Source organism: Nonomuraea sp. NPDC001684 (genome assembly GCF_053596515.1).
Genome location: NZ_JBSFGJ010000088.1, coordinates 1 through 18,530 on the forward strand (window position 1 = coordinate 1; position 18,530 = coordinate 18,530).

An 18,530-nucleotide genomic window follows, 5' to 3' on the forward strand; every position below is an offset into this window, starting at 1 on the left:
CTCGGCAGCCCGGCCTTCTTGAACAGGTCCTTGCGGTAACACATGGCCAGGCCGCCGACGTCGGTGCCGAGGCCGAGGAGCTGCTGCCCGTCCTTGCTGAGGCCCTGCTGCCACTTCCAGTCGAGGTAGTCGCCCTGGCGCTTGTCCAGCCCGTACTGCTTGAGGTCGACGAACTTGCCGGGCTGGGAGGTGAACGTGCTGATGTAGCCCACCTCGACGGCCTCGACGTCACCCGCGCCGGCGTTCGTGGCCAGGCGCTTGACCAGGTTGTTGTGGTGGTCGTTGAACTGGGTGACGGCCTCGGTGATCTCGATGTTCGGGTGGGTCTTCTTGTACTCCTCGTAGAGCGGCTTGAAGCCGAAGTCGCCGAAGAGGCCGATGGACAGCTTGATCTTCTCGCCGGGCTTGGCGCTCGCCTCGGTGGTGGGGCTGCCGCCGCCGCCACCGCAGGCCGTCGCCAGCGCGAGCAGGGACGCGGTGAGCACGGGCAGGGCGAGCCGCCGGACACGAGGGGTCATGGAAACCCTCCTGGGGGAGAACGGGGGATGTGAGAGAGCGCTCTCTCGCCAGATTGGCGGCCGTCACGCCGCCCTGTCAACGGGGTCCGCATAACGATCGGCGTTACCAAGAGAGCGCGTTCAGAGCCGGTCGAGGGCGAGTGGGGTAGGGTGCTGCAACGTCCCCGACCGGACTGAGGAGCGGCCCGCCTTGACGAGCGACCTTCCGCCCGACACCCTGCCGGGTCCGCGCCCCGGCGCGACCGTCACGCCCGTCGTCACCCGGCTCGACGACGAGCACGACACGGTCACGTTCCTGTGGCACGGCCCCGCCCGCGAGGTGCGCGTCCTGGCCGGCAGGCTGCGTCCCGACGGCGCCGACGCCCTGCTGGAGCGCGGGCCGGGCCTGTGGAGCCGCACCTTCCGCGTGCGGCGCGGCTGGCGCGCCTCCTACCGCCTCCAGGTGGACGGCGCACAGGTCGCCGACCCGCTCAACCCCCGCCTGTGGCGGGGCTTCTCGATCGCCGAGACGACCCCGTCCTCGCCGTGGCTGGTCCCCGGCCGGCGCCGCCACCGGCTCGTCCGCGAGCCCGCCGGGTTCCGGTACGAGCCCGCGCTCCCGCCGGTCGGCTCGCTGGTCGCGCTCGACGGCGAGGAGTGGACCGAGGACCTGCCCGTCATCCTCGACAACCTCATCGCGGCCGGCCGCATCCCGCCGGTGCGGGCCTGGCTGGTCGAGTCGGGTCCCGAGCGCACGGCCCGGCTCACCTGCGACCCCGGCTTCGTGGACGCCCTGCCCCACGACGGCTTCACTGTGATCGCCGGTCAGAGCCTCGGCGGGCTCACCGCCGTCTACGCCGCCCACCGGCATCCCGGCAGGTTCGCGGCGGCGGTGTCGCAGTCGGGCTCGTTCTGGTGGCCGGACGGCCCCGAGCCCGAATGGCTGACGGGCGAGCTGGCCAGGGGCCCGGTGCCGCGCGTGCACCTCCAACTCGGCAGCCTGGAGGACGACGACATGCACGGCCCGACCGAGCGGCTGCGGGCCGTCCTCGGCGCGGCGGCGGACTACCGGGAGTTCGACGGCGGCCACGACCGCTACTGCTGGCGCGACCGCCTGGGGGACGCCCTGATCGCCGCCTTCGCCGGGCTCCGGGGCGCTACGACCGGCGGCTGAGCACGCGGCCCACCATGCGGGCGTACATGCGGCCGGGGCTCGGCGCCTCGGTCAGGAAGCCGGGGAGCATCGGCAGCTCGACGGCGAAGGGGGCCAGCCGCTCGTACAGCTCGTCGGCGTCGGCCGGACGGTTCTCCGGCTGCTTCTCCAGCAGCTCGGCCAGCAGCGCGCCCAGCTCGTCGGGAAGCCCGGGGATGGCCGGCGGGCGCTCCTTGACCTGCTGCTCGAACACCACGTAGTCGGTCGGCCCGGTGAACAGCTGCCGCCCGGTCAGCATCTCGTGCAGGACGCAGCCGAGCGAGTACAGGTCGCTGCGCGGCTCGGCCACGCCGTGCTGGATCTGCTCGGGGGCCATGTACGCCGGCGTGCCGAGGATCTGGCCGATGCGGGTGAACGTGGTGACGTCGGCGTCCCGCAGCAGCGCCAGCCCGAAGTCGAGCACCTTGACGCTGCCGTCAGGGCAGAGCATGAGGTTGGTCGGCTTGAGGTCGCGGTGGCAGATCGCCAGGGCGTGGGCCGCCGACAACACCGCGCACGCCTGGGCCGCGATGGCCGCCGCCCACGGCACCGGCAGCGGGCCGTGCTCGCTGACCACGTCGGCCACGGTGACGCCCTCGATGAACTGCATCACCTGGTAGAGCCGCTGCTCGTGGGTGCCGAAGTCGTAGAGCACGGGCGCGCCCGGATGCTCCAGCCTGGCCAGGATGCGCGCCTCGCGGATGAAGCGGCGTTCCAGCTCGTGGTCGGGGCCGCTGGGCAGCCTGAGCAGCTTCACCGCCACCCTGCGGTCGAGGTGGCGGTCGTGCCCCGCGTAGACCGCGCCCATCCCGCCCTGCCCGAGGGGGAGGTCGTCGAGCTCATAGCGGTCGCCGATGACCATTCGCCCCTCCACGCAGCCTTTCGGGAAAAACTACACCGTCAGGACTGCGGGTGCAGATGGCCGTCGGCCAGCCCGTCGAGGCCGAGCCTGATCAGCGTGCGGCCGAGGGTCGAGGTCTCGCGCAGCGCGTCCTCCAGCACGGCCAGTTGCCTGAACGCCTCCCCGTACGCCTTCTGCTCCTTCAGCGACAACCGCGGCACGCGGGTGCGGCGCACGTCGAACCTGCTGGACCCGGTGGTCACCCGGCCGCCCGCGGCCCGCAGGAAGCCGGCCAGGAAGTCAGGGTCGAGCCGGCGGGCGTCGACCCGGTAGAGGGTCAGGTGGGGGCCGAGCACCGCGCCGCCCTCGGCGATCACCCGCACCCCGGAGTAGGAGGCCACCACGTCGCCGGGACGGATCACGATCAGGCCGGGCTGCATGGTGGTCAGGCCGGAGGGCGCGCCGCCGCTCAGCACGTCGTCGGCCGTGAGCACGGCCACGTCGCCCCCGTCGGCGGCCATCTTGGGCGGCGCCTGGGACGTGCTCACCAGGCCCTCCTTGATCAGGTCGCCCAGCGTCGTGGACGGCTGGTCGAGCGGCTGGTCGAGCACCTTCAGGTCCGGCGGGACGGCCGCGGCGGCCAGGAACCGGTCGCGGGCCTGCGCGAAGGCCCGGCCGACGTCGTCGCGGCGCTGGTGGCGGGCCGGGGTCATGTCGACCTCGTCGGCCAGCAGGTCGATGATGCGCACGGTCTGGTCGGAGCGGTCGTCGAGGTAGGCCAGCCAGGCGGGCTCGACCGGCGCCAGGTCGGCCGTCGCGTCGAGGATGAGCACCTCCGACGGCGGCCGCTCGCCCGCCCTCGGCCGGCGCAGCAGCCACAGGTCGGAGCCGGGCAGCGCCACCACCGCGCGCAGGGCTCCGGCGCGCAGCAGGTTGGCCCTGATCCGGCGGCCCGCCTTGCGGCTCGCGGCGGCCGGCGGCATGAGCACGGCGACCAGGCCGCCGGGCCGGACGTGGGTGAGGCAGTGCTGGACCCAGGCCAGCTCGGGCTCGCCGCGCGGCGGCAGGCCGTGCTCCCAGCGCGGGTCGCCGGTCAGCTCCTCGTAACCCCAGGCCCGCTCGTTGAACGGCGGATCGCACACCACGGCATCGGCCTTGAGCTCGGGGAAGCCGTCGAGCCGCATGGAGTCGCCGGCCACGATGTCGGCCTCGATGCCGCGCAGCCGCAGGCGGGCGGCGGTGATGGCGGCCGAGGTCTCGCTGAGCTCCTGCCCGAGCACCCGGGCGGGCCGGCCCGGCGGCGGGTCGTCGCCCGCGGCGGGCGGAGGGTCGCCGGGAACGGCTCCGGACCGTTCCGCCCCGCCGGGAAGCGCGCCGGGCAGCGCGGCGGCCGGCGGCAGGAGCAGGGTGCCGACCCCGCAGGCCGGGTCGAGGACGGTGGCGCCCTCGGCGCGGACCAGCCGCAGCATCAGCTCGGCCACGTCGTGGCGGGTGACCGAGAGCTGACGGGAGTGGGCCTCCAGGTATCGCTCGCAGAGGAACTCGTAGGCCGTCAGCGCGCCGTGGCGCTCGGCCAGCTCCGACACGAGCCCGGCCAGCTCGGGCTCCAGCTCGCTCTTCCCGCTGGTCAGCAACGTTCCAGCCTGGGCGACCAGATGGCCCAGCCGCAGATCGCCGGCGGCTTTCAGGCGTTGCCACACCCGATCTCCCAGCGAGACCTGGTAGGACTTCCCATAGCGGCGCAGCCAGGACTCGACCTGCCGCAGCGAGAACAGCGGCTGGTTCGCGGTTCCGCCGATCGGCTGGGGGAAGTCGTCGTGGCGGCGGCGCCAGTTGCTCACCGCGGCACGCCCGACACCGGCGAGCCGGGCGATGTCCCCGGCGTTCACGGTCGGGTCGTGGCTCATGAGGCCACAGTAGTTCACAAGAGTCTTCAGCGCATCTGCTTGTGAAGTCTTTCAACCAATGATTTACTGCTGGGTATGAAGCACAACATCCGCTATGCCGCCGGATCAGACGTGGGCCGTCGCAGGGAGCAGAACGAGGATTCCGGCTATGCGAGTGGCCGGTTGCTCGTGGTTGCCGACGGCATGGGCGGGCACGCGGCGGGCGAGCTGGCGAGCTCGGCGGCGATCGCCGTCATGCGCGAGCTGGATGCCACGCTTCCCGAGACCGGCTCGGACCTGGAGGCGGCCCTGGAGGGCGCCGTGCACGAGGCGGCCCGCAGGCTGGTCGAACTGGCCGACATCGACCCCGCCCGCCGGGGGATGGGGACCACGGTGACCGCCATGCTGTGGGACGGCTACCGGTTCGCCCTTGCTCATCTGGGTGACTCCCGCGGATACCTGCTTCGTGATGGTGCGCTCTATCAGATGACCAAGGATCACACACTTGTGCAGTCGATGGTGGACGAAGGGCGGATAACGGAGGATCAAGCCGCCGTGCACCCCCGGCGTTCCATGGTGCTGCGCGTCCTGGGCAGCGAGGGCAGGGCCGAACCGGACATGGCGCTGCGCGAGGCCGAGCCTGACGATCGTTACCTCCTCTGCTCCGACGGGCTCACCACCGTGCTCGGGCCCGAGGTCCTGCACGAGGTGCTGACCACGGTGGCAGACCCGGCGGCGGCCGTCCAGCGGCTCATCGACCTGGCGAACGAGGGCGGCTCGCCGGACAACGTCACCGTGATCGTGGCCGACGTGGTGGCGCCGGGCGCGGGCGAGGTGAGCGTCTACCGCGTGGGCGCCGGAGCCTGACGAGGGACGCACCACCCGTCACATGCGTCCCAATGCCGAAATTTGGGCCCATAAATAGACACTTTCTGAATGATTCGAGCAATTTCGCGATGGCGCTACTACAGTCCATCGTGATTTGTCGGTTTTTCGGGGAGGAGTCACCCTGGACCCGATCGCGGACGCGCTGCTGAAGCAGGTACGGCAGGAACTCGGTTACAAGGAGAAGAGCGGCCAGAGCACCAAATTCGGCCAGTGGTACGCGGATCGCGTCCAGGACACCCAATACCGCAACGCGCCCTGGTGCGACATGTTCATCGCCTGGGCGGCCGACAAGACCGGCCTCGGCCCGTACGTCGGGCAGTTCGCCTGGACGCCGTCCCACGCCGCCTGGTTCATCAAGCAGAAGGCCTGGGCGCAGCGGCCCGAGCCCGGCGCGCTGGTCTTCTTCGACTGGGGCGGCGGGAAGAGCTACAAGGGCGTCGACCACGTTGGGATCGTGGAACGGGTCGAGGGCAAGAAGATCCACACCATCGAGGCCAACGTCGACCGCGTCTGGCTCAAGCGCAAGGTCAGGGACACCGACAAGGTCGTCGGCTACGGCCTTCCCCGGGTGGTCAAGGCCGCGGCCGACCAGGCGACCGAGATCCGGTCGACCGAGCGGCCGTTCGTGCCCGCGCCGCGTACGGACGCGGGCCGGTCCTCGCCGCTCGACGTCCTGGGCACGCCGCCCGCGTTGCTGGTCGCGATGGTGCTGGTGACCGTCGTGCTCTCCTTACGGGTGACCGGCCGCCGTCGTGGCGTCCACCGCCGCTTCGGCTGGCTGCGGTTCTGGAACGCGCCAGAGGGCCGCGGCGCCGGCCGGACGAGGGACGACGAGGATTGGGCGCCGCGCGTGACCGTGCTGACCCCCGCGCCGCCGCCGCGCGAGGCCGGCGGGATCCGCGTGGGCGCCGCCCCCGCCGCGCCCGCCGGCCCTCCCGCGCAGGCCGGACCGTCCTCCTCCGCCGCGCTCCGGTCCCGCGCCGTCCGGGCGGCGGCGCCCGAGGTGCCCGCCCCGCGCGACGGCAGGACGGGCGCGGGCCATGTGCCCGCCAACCGCCGCAGGCCCTACACCCCGAAGAGCTGAGGCCGCGAGGATCAGGAGGTCAGGTCGAGGACCACCTTGACGTCGCCCGGCTCGTGGCTGAAGGCGTCCTTCGCCTGGCTGAGGGGGACGCGCCGGGTGACCAGGCGTTCGAGCCAGCTCCGGTCCGCCTGGGCCAGGGCGGTCGCGGCGTCCCTGAAGTGGCGGAGGTTGGCGTTGACGGTGCCGAAGATCGCGTCGTTCTCCAGGACGATGTCCCGGTTGATCTCGCTGACGTCCAGCCGGTGGGTGCGCCCGCCCGCGCCGAGCCCGGCCAGGCAGACGATCCCGGCCGCGGACGTGCAGGTCAGCGCCTCCATGACGAGCTGCCCCACGCCCGTGCCCTCGATGATGATGTCCGGTTTGTCGTCGGTGAAGGCGTCCAGGCCGGAGCCCACGTGGTACGTCGCCCCCAGGTCGGCCACCAGCGCGGGCTTGGCCCCGCCCGCCTCCCGGTCCAGGACGTGCACCTCCAGCCCGCGCTGCCGGCCCAGCAGCGCCGCCAGCAGCCCGATCGGCCCCGCGCCGGTCACCAGCACCGTGCGCGGCTCGAACCAGGCGCGCGAGCCGATGCGCTCGATGTGCTCCCACGCCTTGGCCACCACGGACGTCGGCTCGACGAGCATGCCCACGCTCTCCAGCGACGGGTCCAGGCGCACGGCGTACCCGGCCTCGACCGCCCACTGCTCGCTGGCGTAGCCGTCGATCTCCTTGATGCCGCGCTCGGTGTAGCGGCCGTTGCGGCACATGTCGAACTCGCCCCGCGCGCAGGCCCCGCACGGCTCGGGATCGGGCCGGCGCACCACGCCCACGACCAGGTCGCCGGGGGAGAAGGCGGACCCGTCGGGCACCTGGAGCACCCGGCCGAGCGACTCGTGGCCGATGACCATGCGGCTCCTGCCGGGCGGCGCCCAGCCGTACTCGGCCGCCGCCAGCTCCCTGTCGGTGCCGCAGACCCCCAGCGCCAGCCCCTGCACGAGCAGTTCCCCTGGCCCCGGCTCCGGCTCGGGCACCTCTTCCACCTCTAGCGTCCCCTGTCGGCCCGGCTCGAACGTCAACGCGCGCATCGGCGTCACCCCCTGGGGCAGTCCTTACCCAGACCGGAAGGAGCTACGAGGACGTCCTACTATCGAAATAGTTGGACGTCCTAGTATCTTTCGCAGGAGGGTCCCCTCACAAAGGAGTGATCAGGCGTGCACGTTCCGGCGTACCCTGTTCGTTTCGTGACCGCCGCGGCGCTGTTCGACGGCCATGACGCGGCGATCAACATCATGCGGCGCATCCTCCAGACGCAGGGGGCCGAGGTGATCCATCTCGGCCACAACCGGTCCGTGGACGAGATCGTCACGGCCGCCGTCCAGGAGGACGTCCAGGGCGTGGCCATCAGCTCCTACCAGGGCGGCCACGTCGAGTTCTTCACCTACCTGGTCGAGCTGCTGCGCGAGCGCGGCGCGGGTCACGTCAAGGTGTACGGCGGCGGTGGCGGCGTGATCGTCCCCGAGGAGATCGAGCTGCTGCACGAGCGGGGCGTCACGCGCATCTTCTCGCCCGAGGACGGCCAGCGGTACGGCCTGCCCGGCATGATCAACAAGCTGATCGAGGAGTGCGACCACGAGCTCGGCGACCCGCCGTCGGTCGAGGCCGTGCTCTCGGGCGACCAGGCGGCGCTGGCCCGCGCGATCACCTTCATGGAGTCCGGCCGCGCCCCCGCCGAGCTGGCCGAGGGGCTGAAGGCGGCGGTCGCCGTCCAGGAGCGTCCGGCGCGGGTGCTCGGCATCACCGGCACGGGCGGTTCGGGCAAGTCCTCGCTCACCGACGAGCTGGTCCGCCGGTTCCGGGTGGACAACGACGACAAACTGCGCATCGCTATCCTCGCCATCGACCCCACCCGCCGGCGCGGCGGCGGCGCGCTGCTCGGCGACCGCATCAGGATGAACAGCCTGGGCCCCCAGACCTACTTCCGCTCGCTGGCCACCCGCGGGGCCGCCAACGAGGTCCCCGCCTGCCTCGACGACGTGGTCACCGCGTGCCGCGCGGCCGGCTACGACCTGGTGATCGTGGAGACCCCCGGCATCGGCCAGGGCGACGCCGGCATCGTCCCGCACGTCGACGTGCCCATCTACGTCATGACCCCCGAGTTCGGCGCCGCCTCCCAGCTGGAGAAGATCGACATGCTCGACTTCGCCGAGGCCGTCGTCATCAACAAGTACGAGCGCCGCGGCGCCGAGGACGCCCTGCGCGACGTGCGCCGCCAGCTCGTGCGCAACCGGGAGGCGTTCGGTCAGTCGCCCGAGGACATGCCGGTCTTCGGCACGATCGCCGCCCGCTACAACGACGCCGGCGTCACCGCCCTCTACCAGCACCTCAAGGGCCTGATGCTGGAGGACGTCGGGCCGGGGCTGCTGCCCGTCGTGACCGAGCGCACCTCCAAGGCGGCCGCGGCCATCGTCCCGCCCGCCCGCGCCCGCTACCTGTCCGACATCGCCGACTCCGTCCGGACCTACCACGCCGAGACGCTGGCCCAGGCGGAGGTCGCGCGCCGCCGTCAGCAGCTCGCCGCCGTGCGGGAGCTCCTGGACGGCGAGGACGCCCGGCTGGCCGGGCTCGCCGAGCAGGCCGAGGGCGAGCTGAGCGAGGAGAGCCGCCGCCTGCTCGACGGCTGGCCCGCGATCAAGGAGGCGTACCGCAGCGACGAGCTGGTCGTGAAGATCCGCGACCGGGAGATCCACACCCCGCTCTGGCGCGAGACGTTGTCCGGCAACCGCATCCCGCGGGTGGCCCTGCCGCGCTTCAGCGACCACGGCGACCTGCTGCGCTTCCTGCGCTCGGAGAACCTGCCAGGGTCGTTCCCGTTCACCGCCGGGGTCTTCCCGTTCAAGCGCGACGACGAGGACCCGACCAGGATGTTCGCCGGCGAGGGCGACCCGTTCCGCACCAACCGGCGCTTCAAGCTGCTGTCGGAGGGCCAGCCCGCCACCCGGCTGTCCACCGCCTTCGACTCGGTCACCCTGTACGGCCACGACCCCGACCTGCGTCCCGACATCTACGGAAAGGTCGGCACCTCGGGCGTGTCCATCGCCACGCTCGACGACATGAAGGTGCTCTACGACGGGTTCGACCTGGCCGCGCCCAACACGTCGGTGTCCATGACGATCAACGGCCCGGCGCCCACGATCCTGGCCTTCTTCCTCAACGCCGCGCTCGACCAGGCCCTCGACCGCTTCCGCGCCGAGCAGGGCCGCGAGCCCGACGAGCAGGAGGCCCGCGACCTGCGCGCCCGTACGCTGGCCACGGTCAGGGGCACGGTCCAGGCCGACATCCTGAAGGAGGACCAGGGGCAGAACACCTGCATCTTCTCCACCGAGTTCTCGTTGCGGATGATGGCCGACATCCAGGAATGGTTCATCCAGAACGGGGTCAGGAACTTCTACTCGGTCTCCATCTCCGGCTACCACATCGCCGAGGCGGGGGCCAACCCGATCAGCCAGCTCGCGTTCACCCTGGCCAACGGGTTCACGTACGTGGAGGCGTACCTGGCCAGGGGGATGCGGATCGACGACTTCGCGCCGAACCTGTCGTTCTTCTTCTCCAACGGCATGGACCCCGAGTACAGCGTGCTCGGCCGGGTGGCGCGCCGGATCTGGGCGGTGGCCATGCGCGAGCGCTACGGCGCGGCCGAGCGCTCCCAGAAGCTCAAGTACCACATCCAGACCTCGGGCCGCTCGCTGCACGCCCAGGAGATGTCCTTCAACGACATCCGCACCACCCTGCAGGCCCTGATCGCCATCTACGACAACTGCAACAGCCTGCACACCAACGCCTTCGACGAGGCCGTCACCACCCCGTCCGCCGACTCGGTGCGCCGGGCGATGGCGATCCAGCTCATCATCAACCGCGAGTGGGGCCTGGCCAGGAACGAGAACCCGCTGCAGGGCTCGTTCATCATCGACGAGCTGACCGACCTGGTCGAGGAGGCCGTGCTGGCCGAGTTCGAGCGGCTGTCGGACCGGGGCGGCGTGCTCGGCGCGATGGAGACCGGCTACCAGCGCGGCAAGATCCAGGACGAGTCGATGCTGTACGAGATGCGCAAGCACGACGGATCCCTGCCGATCATCGGCGTCAACACCTTCCGCAACCCCGGCGCCGAGCAGTCCGACCCGCACAAGCTGGAGCTGGCCAGGGGCACCGAGGAGGAGAAGCAGTCGCAGCTCGACCGCCTGCACGCCTTCCACGAGCGCAACCGGTCGCAGGCGCCCGCGGAGCTGTCCCGGCTGCGCGAGGTCGCGATGTCCGACGGCAACGCGTTCGCGGTGCTGATGGACGCGGCCCGGGTCTGCTCGCTCGGCCAGATCACCGAGGCCCTGTTCGAGGCGGGCGGCCAGTACCGGCGCAACGTCTAGGCACAGCGACGGACGACGGCCCGGCGGGCGGCGGCCGCCGCTTCCGGGCCGCCGCTGTGCCGTGCCCGAGCCGCTACGGCGTGGGGGAGATCGCGCCGCTAGGATCGCTGGTCGGGGAACATCGCTATCAGGAGGCTTTCATGTCCGACGTCACTTTCAAGGGCAACCCGATCACCGTGGGCGGCGCCTTCCCGAAGCCCGGCGACGCCGCGCCCGCCTTCAAGCTGGTCGGCACCGACCTGTCCGACCGCACGCTGGCCGACTTCGCCGGCAAGACCAAGGTGCTCAACATCTTCCCTAGCGTCGACACCGGCGTCTGCGCGGCCTCCGTGCGCCGCTTCAACCAGGTCGCGTCCGAGCACCCCGACGCCGTCGTGCTCTGCGTCTCGGCCGACCTGCCCTTCGCCCAGAACCGGTTCTGCGGCGCCGAGGGCCTGGACAAGGTGACCATGCTGTCGCTCATGCGCGGGCGCGAGTTCCTCACCGACTACGGCGTGGCCCAGGAGTCGGGCCCGCTGGCCGGCCTGGCCGCGCGCGCGGTCGTCGTGATCGACGCCGACGACAACGTGGTCTACTCCGAGCTGGTGCCCGAGATCACCCAGGAGCCCGACTACGAGGGCGCGCTCTCCGCGCTCAAGTAACCCGCGCTCAAGCCGCGCTCAAGCCGCGCTCAAACCGCGCCGAGACGCTCGCGGAAGTCGGCGGCCAGCTCCAGCAGGTGGTCGTCGTCGGCGGCGGTGTGCTGGAGGTCCAGGATGACCTCGTGGACCCCGGCCTCCGCCGCCTGCGACAGGTACGCCGCGATCTCGGCCACCGTGCCGCTCCGCGGCGGGGCGCCGTCGGGGGTGATCACGGGGTTGGAGCGCAGGATCATGCGTAGGGCGTCGGGATCGCGTCCGGCCTGCTCGGCGCTCTCCCTGACCGTCTCCCACATCGACAGGAGCACGGGCACGGGCAGCGCAGCCGTCAGCCAGCCGTCGCCCCTGCGCCCGATCCGGCGCAACGCCTCCGCGGCGAACCCGGCCAGCAGCAGCGGCGGGCGGCGGGCCGGCTTGGGGTCGATGTGACTGGGCGCGATCGTCCACAGCTCGTGCTCGAACGTCACGGGGTCCGCGCCCCAGATCGCCTCCAGGGCGTCGAGGGTGGCCTCGTAACGTTCGGCCCGCCCCTTCCATGGCACCCCGACGGCGGCGTACTCGTCGGAGGACCAGCCGAGGCCGAGGCCCGCCGCCAGCCGGCCGCCGCTCAGGTGGTCGATCGTGGTGAGCGAGCGGGCCAGCACCGGCGGGGGGTACCAGCAGGCGTTGAGCGCGCTGGTTCCCAGCCGGACCGACGAGGTCACGGACGCGGCCACCGCCAGCACCGCGAACGGGTCGAGGAACACCCGATGAGCCTCAGGCACGCTGCCGTCGCCCCCGGGATAGCGGTCCTGGGGCCGCAGCGGCGTCAGCAGCCGGTCGCCCGCCCACAGGCCGGCGAACCCCATCGCCTCGGCCTCGCGGGCCACCCGCCTCACGCTGCCCAGCGCGGCGAACCTGCCGTACTGCGGGACGGCGAGGCCGAGGTCCATGGGCGCGTCCTAGACCTTCCTGGCCACGCCGCACACGATGAGCGACGACTCGGGGCGGTCCATGAAGTCGATCGTGTCCGCCTGGTCGGGATGCCATTCGGGCAGCCACACCAGACCGGGCTCCACCAGCTCGAACCCCTCGAACAGCTCCCTGATCCTGGCCCGGCTGCGCAGCGCCAGCCGCGCGGTGGCGTTGCGGTAGACCTCGGTGCCCGCGCTGACCGCGTCGGGACGGGCGTCGCTGGTGCCGTGGGACATGACCAGGTAACTACCCGGCGCCATGGCCTCACGCAGGGTCTTCAAAATCCGCTCCGGGTCGTCGGACTCCTCGATGAAGTGCATGATCGCCACCAGCAGCACGGCGACCGGCCGGCTGAAGTCGATGGTCCGCAGCACCTCCGGGTCGCGCAGGATGTCGCCCGGGTTGCGCAGGTCGCCCTCGACCACCGTGGTGTCCTCGCCGTGGCCGGTGAGCAGCGCCCTGGCGTGCACCAGCACCACGGGGTCACGGTCGACGTAGACGACGCGGGAGCCCGGGGCGACCTTGGCGGCCACCTCGTGCACGTTCCCCTGGGTCGGCAGCCCCGTGCCGATGTCGAGGAACTGCCTGATCCCGGACTCGGCGAGGTGGCGTACGGCGCGGCCGAGGAAGGCGCGGTTGGCCCGCGCCGCCGCCCGTACCTCGGGCGCCACCGCGAGGATGCGCTCGGCCGCCTGGCGGTCGACCGGGAAGTGATCCTTGCCGCCGAGGTAGTAGTCGTAGAGCCGTGCCACGTTCGGCGTGTTCGGATCGAAATCCGATGCCTCGTGCTCCAACCGTCGAGCCCCCGATCACACAGTTTTAACGATCTTTACCGGGATTCTACGGATCTATACCGACATAAGAGTGGTGCTACGCATATTTCAGGAAAACGCAACCTAAGGTGGTGCCGTGGTCCACGATGACACAGGGATCCCTGTGGAGGTACCCCAGACCGTCCGGCGGATCGTGTCGCTGGTGCCGTCGCTGACCGAGTCCGTGGCGGCGACCGTCCCGGAGGCGCTGGTCGGGGCGACGGACTGGTGCACGCACCCGGCGGACCTGGACGTGGCCCGGGTCAGGGGCACCAAGAACCCCGACCTCGACGCCGTCCTGCGCCTGCGCCCGGACGTCGTCCTGGCCAACGCCGAGGAGAACCGCGCGCCCGACGTCGAGGCCCTGCGCGAGGCGGGCGTGGCGGTGTGGGTGACCAGGATCGAGACGCTGGAGCAGGCGTTCGCCTCGCTGGAGCGCATGTTCGCGCACGCCTGCCGGACGGACCGCCCGGACTGGCTGGCGGAGGCCCGCCAGGCGTGGGGAGCCCCGGCGGACGGCCCGCGCCGCACCGCGATCGTCCCGATCTGGCGCCGCCCCTGGATGGTCGTGGGCCGCGACACCTTCACCGGGGACGTGCTGCGCCACCTCGGCGTGGACAACCTGTACGCCGCCCACCCCGACCGCTACCCGAAGATCCCCCTGCCCGAGCTGACCGGCAACCGCCCCGACCTGGTCGTGCTGCCCGACGAGCCCTACGCCTTCAGCGCGGACGACGGCCCCGAGGCGTTCCCCGGCCTGGACTGCGCGCTGGTCAGCGGCCGCCTGCTGACCTGGTACGGCCCCTCGCTCACCGAGGCCGCCACCGCCCTGCCGCGCGCGCTGGCCTGATCAGCCGACGGCGGCCAGCGCGGCGTCCACGGACGCGGGGGAGAGCACGTGCTCCATCACGATCACCGCCATGCCCACGATCCCGGCCCGGTCGCCGAGCCTGCTGGTGACGATCTCCAGGTTGCGCGTCGTGTACGGCAGGCTCCGCCGGTAGACGATCTCCCTGATCCCGGTCAGGTAGTGCTCCTCCGTCTGGGCCATGTCCCCGGCCAGCACCAGCACGCCGGGGTTGAGCAGGCTGACCGCGGTGGCCAGCACCACGCCCAGCGTGCGGCCCGCCTCCTGGACGCGCGCGATCGCCGCCGGGTCGCCGGCCTGCACCAGGCGCACGACGTCGCGGCTGGTCTCCCGGCCCAGGTCGGCCGCGAGCGCGTGCCCGCTGGCCAGGGAGGCCACGCAGCCGCGTGAGCCGCAGGTGCACACCCGGTCGTCGGTCTCCCGGATGCGGACGTGCCCGATGTTGCCCGCGGCCTCCTCGACGCCCCGGTAGATCCGCCCGTCGAGGACGATGCCGGTGCCGATGCCGGTGGACACCTTGACCAGGATCAGCGAGTCGGTCTCCCGCCAGGACGACCACCACTCGCCGAGGGCCATCGCGTTGGCGTCGTTCTCCACCAGGACGGGCACGTCGTACGTGCGCCCGACGGCCTCCCTGATCGGGTGGTCGTCCCAGCCCGGCATCAGGAACGACCTGATCACCCGTCCGCCGGTGTGGTCGACCGAGCCGGGCAGGTCGAGCCCGATGCCGCACACGTCGCCCGCCGGCCGCCCGGCCCTGTCCAGCAGGCGCTGGAACGCCTCGCGCACCCACGTCAGCACGGGCTCGGGCCCGCGGTCGATGCGCATCTCGGCGCGTTCCTCGGCCATCGGACGGGCGGCGAGGTCGGTGAGCGCCACCCTGGCGTGGGTGGCGCCCAGGTCGGCCACGAGGATCAGCCGCCGGGCGGCGTCGACGTCGAGCACCGAGGGCGGCCGGCCGCCGCCCGAGGCGCCGACGCCGGACTCGTGCAGGTAGCCGGCGGCGATGAGCCGGTCGACCCGGTCGGTGACGGTCGACCGGGACAGGCCGGTGAACTCGATCAGGTCTTTGCGGGTACGGCAGGAGCCATCGCGGATGAGCTGGAGGACCTGCCCTGCCGTCAGCATGTCTATCCCTTCTCCGCTCCTGCCGTGAGGCCCTCCGTCAGCAGGCGTTCACTGGCGAAGAACACGATCACGATGGGCAGCGTCAGCACCACGGATCCTGCCATCAGCACCGTCGTGGGGATCTCTATGCTCCCCGCCAGCTGAGAGAGCCCCAGGGAGACCGTCCAGCTCTCCCGCCGCTCCACGAGGAACAGCAGGGCGAACAGGAACTCGTTCCACGCGATCATGAACGCGTAGAGGCCGGTTGCCATGAGCGCGGGCTTGGACAGTGGCAGCACCACCCGCCAGATGGTCGACAGCCGCGAGCAGCCGTCGATCGCGGCCGCCTCCTCCACGCTCTGCGGCACGGTCTCGAAGTAGTTGCGCAGCATGTATACCGTGACGGGCACGGTCTGCGCGATATAAACCAGGATCAGTCCGACCAGAGATCCCCTGAGGCCCAGCATGGTGAACAGCACGAACAGGGGGATGGCCAGCACGATCGCCGGGAACAGGTAGACGGCGAGGAACAGGAAGTGCACCTGCCGCCGGCCGAAGAAGCGCAGCCGCGCGACGGCGTAGGCGCCCGGGATCGAGATCAGCAGCGTGGCGGCCACCGAGGCGACCGCCACGACCGCGCTGTTCCTGATGAACGTGAGGAACCCCTGCGTGGTCAGCACGTTCACGTACGTGTCCAGGGTGAAGTGCCGCGGCCACACCGAGCCGGGCTCCAGGATGAGCTCCTGGATGTCCCGTACGGACAGCGTCACCATGTACAGGAACGGCAGCCCGGTGACGGCGAAGAGGAACACGATGACCACGGGCCGCAGCGCCGCGAACAGCGCGCGCTCGAACCTATCCCTGCTCACGGTCGCCTCCCGAGAAGAAGCGCAGGTACACGGCCAGCAGCACGACGAGGACGACGGCCAGCACGATCGCCTGCGCGGCCGAGGCGCCGATGTCGTCGCGGGCGGTCAGGAAGTTGTAGACGCGCACGCTGACCACCTCGGTGCCGGCGCCGCCGCCGGTCAGCAGGTAGACGTCGTCGAACTTGGTGAAGGTGAACACGAACCGCAGCACCGCCAGCAGCGCCACGATGCGCCAGAGCTGCGGCATGATCACGTGCCGGAAGCGCTGGGTGGGGGTGGCGCCGTCCACGACCGCGGCCTCCTCCAGCTCGGCCGGCAGCGCCTGCAGCCGGGCCAGGATGAACAGGAACGCGAACGGGAAGTACCGCCACGCCTCGAACGCGATCACCGTGAGCAGCGCGACCGGCACCTTCAGCCCCAGGAAGTCGCCCTGGGCCTGGGTGAGGAAGGCGATCGGCTCCTTCAGCCAGGTGTTCACGATGCCGTACTGGGGGTTCAGCATGGTCTCCCACAGGAAGGCCACGGCCACCACCGGCGCCACGTACGGGATCAGGATCGAGGCCCTGACCAGGGTGCGGCCGGGGAACCGGTCGCGCAGGGCGAGCGCGGTCACCAGGCCGATCGCGATCGACAACGCCGTGCCGGCCACCGTGTAGATCAGGGTGTTGGCCAGAGACGCCCAGAAGCCCGGCTCGGAGATCACGTACGTGAAGTTCTCCAGCGTGTAGTGCCCGAAGACGCCGGCCCGGCGGATGTTGATCAGCCGTACGTCCTGGAAGGCCAGCATGATCGCCCACAGCAGCGGCAGCACCACCACGACCAGCGTGATGACCAGCGTGGGCGAGATCAACGCCAGCCCGGCCCGCCCTTCCCGCTGCCGCAGGGTGCGGGGTGCGCTCATTGCCGGATCCCGCGCTTGATGGTCTCCACGTCCTTCTTGGCCTGGACGGCGGCGGCCTGCGGGGTCAGCGAGCCGTCGGCCACCTGGCTCAGGGCCTTGGGCACGGGCAGCTCGCCCATCGTGGCGCCGACCAGCTTGCCCTGGCCCTGCGGGATGCCCCAGCGGGCGAAGGTGTCGGGGCTGCGGCGCAGCGCGTCGAGCACGTCGGCCGGATAGACCTCCGACAGCGGCTTCTTGGCGTCCACGCCCGCGGGCAGCTTCTTCCACTTGTCGGCGAAGCCCTTGCGGGTGGGGAACTTGCCCTCGGGCGCCATCCCGATCCAGCGCTCGTAGCCCTCGTCCATCATGTACCTGACGAACTTGGCGGCCGGATCGGCGGCGGCGCCGCGCAGCACCGCCCAGGAGACGATCTCGCCGTACTGGGCGGGCGCGCTCGCGCCGGGGCCCTTCAGCGCCGTGACCACGCCGGTGTTCTTCGCCAGCCACTCGGGGTCGGCGCGGCACTCGGCGCAGCTCGGCAGCGCGTCCTTACGCAGCCCCGCCAGCTCGTCGAGGATGAACGACGACCAGATCATCATGGCCGCCTTCCCGGAGAAGTACGTGGCCCTGGTGGAGTCGACGTCCTGTTTGCCCTTGACCGAGTAGTTCTTCGCCAGCTTTGCGTAGAAATCGAAGGCTTTCACGCACTGTGGGCTGTCGAGCGCGACATTTCCGGAATTGTCGACCAGTTGGCAGCCGTTCGCCAGCGCCACGTGCTCGAAGCTCTGCGCGGTGAAGGAGTCCTTGGGCGCGATCGCCAGCGTGATGCCCGCCACCCCACCCGCGTTCAGCTTCGCCGCCGCCGCCTCCAGCGCCTCGTAGCTGTCCGGCGGCGCCAGCCCGGCCTTGTCGAACAGGTCCTTGCGGTAGAGCAGGAGCTGCGCCCACCCGTCGCTGGGCACGGCCAGCAGCCTGCCGCCCGAGGAGTCCAGTTCGAGCGCGCGCGGCGAGAAGGAGTCCCTGCCGAGCCCGTCCACGATCCGGCCCGGCGTCTCGGTGTCCAGCAGGTCGTTGGCCTCCAGCTCGCGGACGGAGGCCAGCGGCAGCGCGCCGATGACGTCGGGGAGGTCGTCCGCGGCGGCGGCGGCCGTCACGGTCTGGCTGAACTGGTCCTCCCCGACGCCGACCAGCTTCACCTTGATCCCGGTCTTCCTGGTGAACTCGGCGATGATCTGGTTCTGCACGGCCATCCGGTCGCCGAGGTTCTCCTCGGTCCAGACGGTGATCTGGTTGGCGCCGGACTGCTGCTCGCCGCCGTCGCCGCAGGCCGTGAGGGCGGCCGAGGCCAGCAGTGCGACGGAGAGGACGGCGGTGACCCGGTTCGGCATGGCACGCTCCTCTGGTTGGGGATATGCCGCACTTACCCGTAGATAAGGGGCAGGCACCTGGCGTAGGCGAGAACGAGACCGGTCCGTTCTCTCGCCGTGCCGCCGCCGCACGTCACCAGGGCCTTCGGTAAAAGGTTGCTCGGCGTTCCGGCAAATCTTCCCCAGAACCGATCACGGACGCCCACCTCGAAACGATCTGGTCTGATGTCATTTCGGTCATCCGGCTGCT

16 protein-coding genes are annotated in these 18,530 nt (G+C 71.3%); 6 read left to right on the forward strand and 10 right to left on the reverse strand.

All coding sequences use genetic code 11. The features are described 5' to 3' along the window. Positions 1-518, reverse strand: a 518-nt coding sequence (locus tag ACWCSD_RS18425) for an extracellular solute-binding protein (RefSeq protein WP_449916276.1), incomplete at its 3' end; no start/stop codon positions are given. 190 nt (positions 519-708) lie between these two features. Here ACWCSD_RS18425 and ACWCSD_RS18430 point away from each other — a divergent pair. Then, positions 709-1,671 carry an alpha/beta hydrolase-fold protein gene (locus ACWCSD_RS18430; protein WP_449916278.1) on the forward strand — a complete coding sequence of 321 codons (963 nt, stop codon included), beginning with the start codon at positions 709-711 and terminating at the stop codon, positions 1,669-1,671. Here ACWCSD_RS18430 and ACWCSD_RS18435 read toward each other — a convergent pair. Then, positions 1,655-2,551, reverse strand: coding sequence for a serine/threonine-protein kinase (locus ACWCSD_RS18435; RefSeq protein ID WP_352349861.1), 897 nt, complete (start codon positions 2,549-2,551; stop codon positions 1,655-1,657). The two genes, ACWCSD_RS18430 and ACWCSD_RS18435, sit on opposite strands and share 17 nt — an antisense overlap. 38 nt (positions 2,552-2,589) lie before the next feature. Next, positions 2,590-4,437 carry an HsdM family class I SAM-dependent methyltransferase gene (locus tag ACWCSD_RS18440; protein WP_449916281.1) on the reverse strand — a complete coding sequence of 616 codons (1,848 nt, stop codon included), beginning with the start codon at positions 4,435-4,437 and terminating at the stop codon, positions 2,590-2,592. Between the two features lie 75 nt (positions 4,438-4,512). Here ACWCSD_RS18440 and ACWCSD_RS18445 point away from each other — a divergent pair, with 75 nt between their 5' ends. Then, positions 4,513-5,283 carry a PP2C family protein-serine/threonine phosphatase gene (locus tag ACWCSD_RS18445; protein WP_352349865.1) on the forward strand — a complete coding sequence of 257 codons (771 nt, stop codon included), beginning with the start codon at positions 4,513-4,515 and terminating at the stop codon, positions 5,281-5,283. A 115-nt stretch (positions 5,284-5,398) separates the two neighbouring features. After that, positions 5,399-6,388: a CHAP domain-containing protein gene (locus ACWCSD_RS18450; protein WP_449916283.1), complete on the forward strand. Its 990-nt coding sequence runs from the start codon at positions 5,399-5,401 to the stop codon at positions 6,386-6,388. Positions 6,389-6,399: 11 nt separating this feature from the next. Here the strand turns inward: ACWCSD_RS18450 and ACWCSD_RS18455 are convergent, their stop codons facing one another. Then, positions 6,400-7,452: a glucose 1-dehydrogenase gene (locus ACWCSD_RS18455; RefSeq protein ID WP_449916286.1), complete on the reverse strand. Its 1,053-nt coding sequence runs from the start codon at positions 7,450-7,452 to the stop codon at positions 6,400-6,402. A 126-nt stretch (positions 7,453-7,578) separates the two neighbouring features. Here ACWCSD_RS18455 and icmF point away from each other — a divergent pair, with 126 nt between their 5' ends. Beyond that, on the forward strand, positions 7,579-10,785 hold the full coding sequence (icmF, locus tag ACWCSD_RS18460) for a fused isobutyryl-CoA mutase/GTPase IcmF (protein WP_449916289.1): 3,207 nt from the start codon (positions 7,579-7,581) through the stop codon (positions 10,783-10,785). Between the two features lie 140 nt (positions 10,786-10,925). Further along, positions 10,926-11,426: a thiol peroxidase gene (gene tpx, locus ACWCSD_RS18465; protein ID WP_449916291.1), complete on the forward strand. Its 501-nt coding sequence runs from the start codon at positions 10,926-10,928 to the stop codon at positions 11,424-11,426. A 29-nt stretch (positions 11,427-11,455) separates the two neighbouring features. Here tpx and ACWCSD_RS18470 read toward each other — a convergent pair whose 3' ends face one another. Both ACWCSD_RS18470 and ACWCSD_RS18475 read right to left on the reverse strand, forming a co-directional pair. Next, complete coding sequence (locus ACWCSD_RS18470) at positions 11,456-12,355, reverse strand: TIGR03619 family F420-dependent LLM class oxidoreductase (RefSeq protein ID WP_449916294.1); 900 nt, start codon at positions 12,353-12,355, stop codon at positions 11,456-11,458. Between the two features lie 9 nt (positions 12,356-12,364). Next, positions 12,365-13,171 carry an SAM-dependent methyltransferase gene (locus ACWCSD_RS18475; protein ID WP_397162424.1) on the reverse strand — a complete coding sequence of 269 codons (807 nt, stop codon included), beginning with the start codon at positions 13,169-13,171 and terminating at the stop codon, positions 12,365-12,367. A 142-nt stretch (positions 13,172-13,313) separates the two neighbouring features. Between ACWCSD_RS18475 and ACWCSD_RS18480 the strand changes: the two genes are divergently transcribed. After that, entirely contained in the window at positions 13,314-14,039 is a 726-nt protein-coding gene (locus ACWCSD_RS18480; protein WP_352349877.1) for a helical backbone metal receptor, read from the forward strand. Here the strand turns inward: ACWCSD_RS18480 and ACWCSD_RS18485 are convergent, their stop codons facing one another. Genes ACWCSD_RS18485 through ACWCSD_RS18500 form a run of 4 tightly spaced genes read right to left on the reverse strand, consistent with a single transcriptional unit; the run spans position 14,040 to position 18,301 of the window. Beyond that, positions 14,040-15,185 (reverse strand): ROK family transcriptional regulator, encoded by a 1,146-nt coding sequence (locus ACWCSD_RS18485; protein ID WP_449916298.1) that lies wholly within the window; start codon positions 15,183-15,185, stop codon positions 14,040-14,042. A gap of 2 nt (positions 15,186-15,187) precedes the next feature. After that, complete coding sequence (locus tag ACWCSD_RS18490; protein ID WP_352349881.1) at positions 15,188-16,033, reverse strand: carbohydrate ABC transporter permease; 846 nt, start codon at positions 16,031-16,033, stop codon at positions 15,188-15,190. Continuing rightward, on the reverse strand, positions 16,020-16,934 hold the full coding sequence (locus ACWCSD_RS18495; RefSeq protein WP_449916301.1) for a carbohydrate ABC transporter permease: 915 nt from the start codon (positions 16,932-16,934) through the stop codon (positions 16,020-16,022). Before ACWCSD_RS18495 ends, ACWCSD_RS18490 begins: the two co-directional genes overlap by 14 nt. After that, the gene (locus ACWCSD_RS18500; RefSeq protein ID WP_449916304.1) at positions 16,931-18,301 is read right to left on the reverse strand and encodes an ABC transporter substrate-binding protein; all 1,371 of its coding nucleotides are present in this window, start codon (positions 18,299-18,301) and stop codon (positions 16,931-16,933) included. The genes ACWCSD_RS18495 and ACWCSD_RS18500 overlap by 4 nt, the downstream gene beginning before the upstream one ends. Between the last annotated feature and the right edge of the window lie 229 nt (positions 18,302-18,530).

What these genes read in the sequence shown, in the direction of transcription:
- ACWCSD_RS18435 (WP_352349861.1), bottom strand. Translation starts at nt 2,551, where the DNA reads ATGGTCATCGGCGACCGCTATGAGCTCGACGACCTCCCCCTCGGGCAG.
- ACWCSD_RS18440 (WP_449916281.1), bottom strand. Translation starts at nt 4,437, where the DNA reads ATGAGCCACGACCCGACCGTGAACGCCGGGGACATCGCCCGGCTCGCC.
- ACWCSD_RS18445 (WP_352349865.1), top strand. Translation starts at nt 4,513, where the DNA reads ATGAAGCACAACATCCGCTATGCCGCCGGATCAGACGTGGGCCGTCGC.
- ACWCSD_RS18455 (WP_449916286.1), bottom strand. Translation starts at nt 7,452, where the DNA reads ATGCGCGCGTTGACGTTCGAGCCGGGCCGACAGGGGACGCTAGAGGTG.
- tpx (WP_449916291.1), top strand. Translation starts at nt 10,926, where the DNA reads ATGTCCGACGTCACTTTCAAGGGCAACCCGATCACCGTGGGCGGCGCC.
- ACWCSD_RS18470 (WP_449916294.1), bottom strand. Translation starts at nt 12,355, where the DNA reads ATGGACCTCGGCCTCGCCGTCCCGCAGTACGGCAGGTTCGCCGCGCTG.
- ACWCSD_RS18485 (WP_449916298.1), bottom strand. Translation starts at nt 15,185, where the DNA reads ATGCTGACGGCAGGGCAGGTCCTCCAGCTCATCCGCGATGGCTCCTGC.
- ACWCSD_RS18495 (WP_449916301.1), bottom strand. Translation starts at nt 16,934, where the DNA reads ATGAGCGCACCCCGCACCCTGCGGCAGCGGGAAGGGCGGGCCGGGCTG.
- ACWCSD_RS18500 (WP_449916304.1), bottom strand. Translation starts at nt 18,301, where the DNA reads ATGCCGAACCGGGTCACCGCCGTCCTCTCCGTCGCACTGCTGGCCTCG.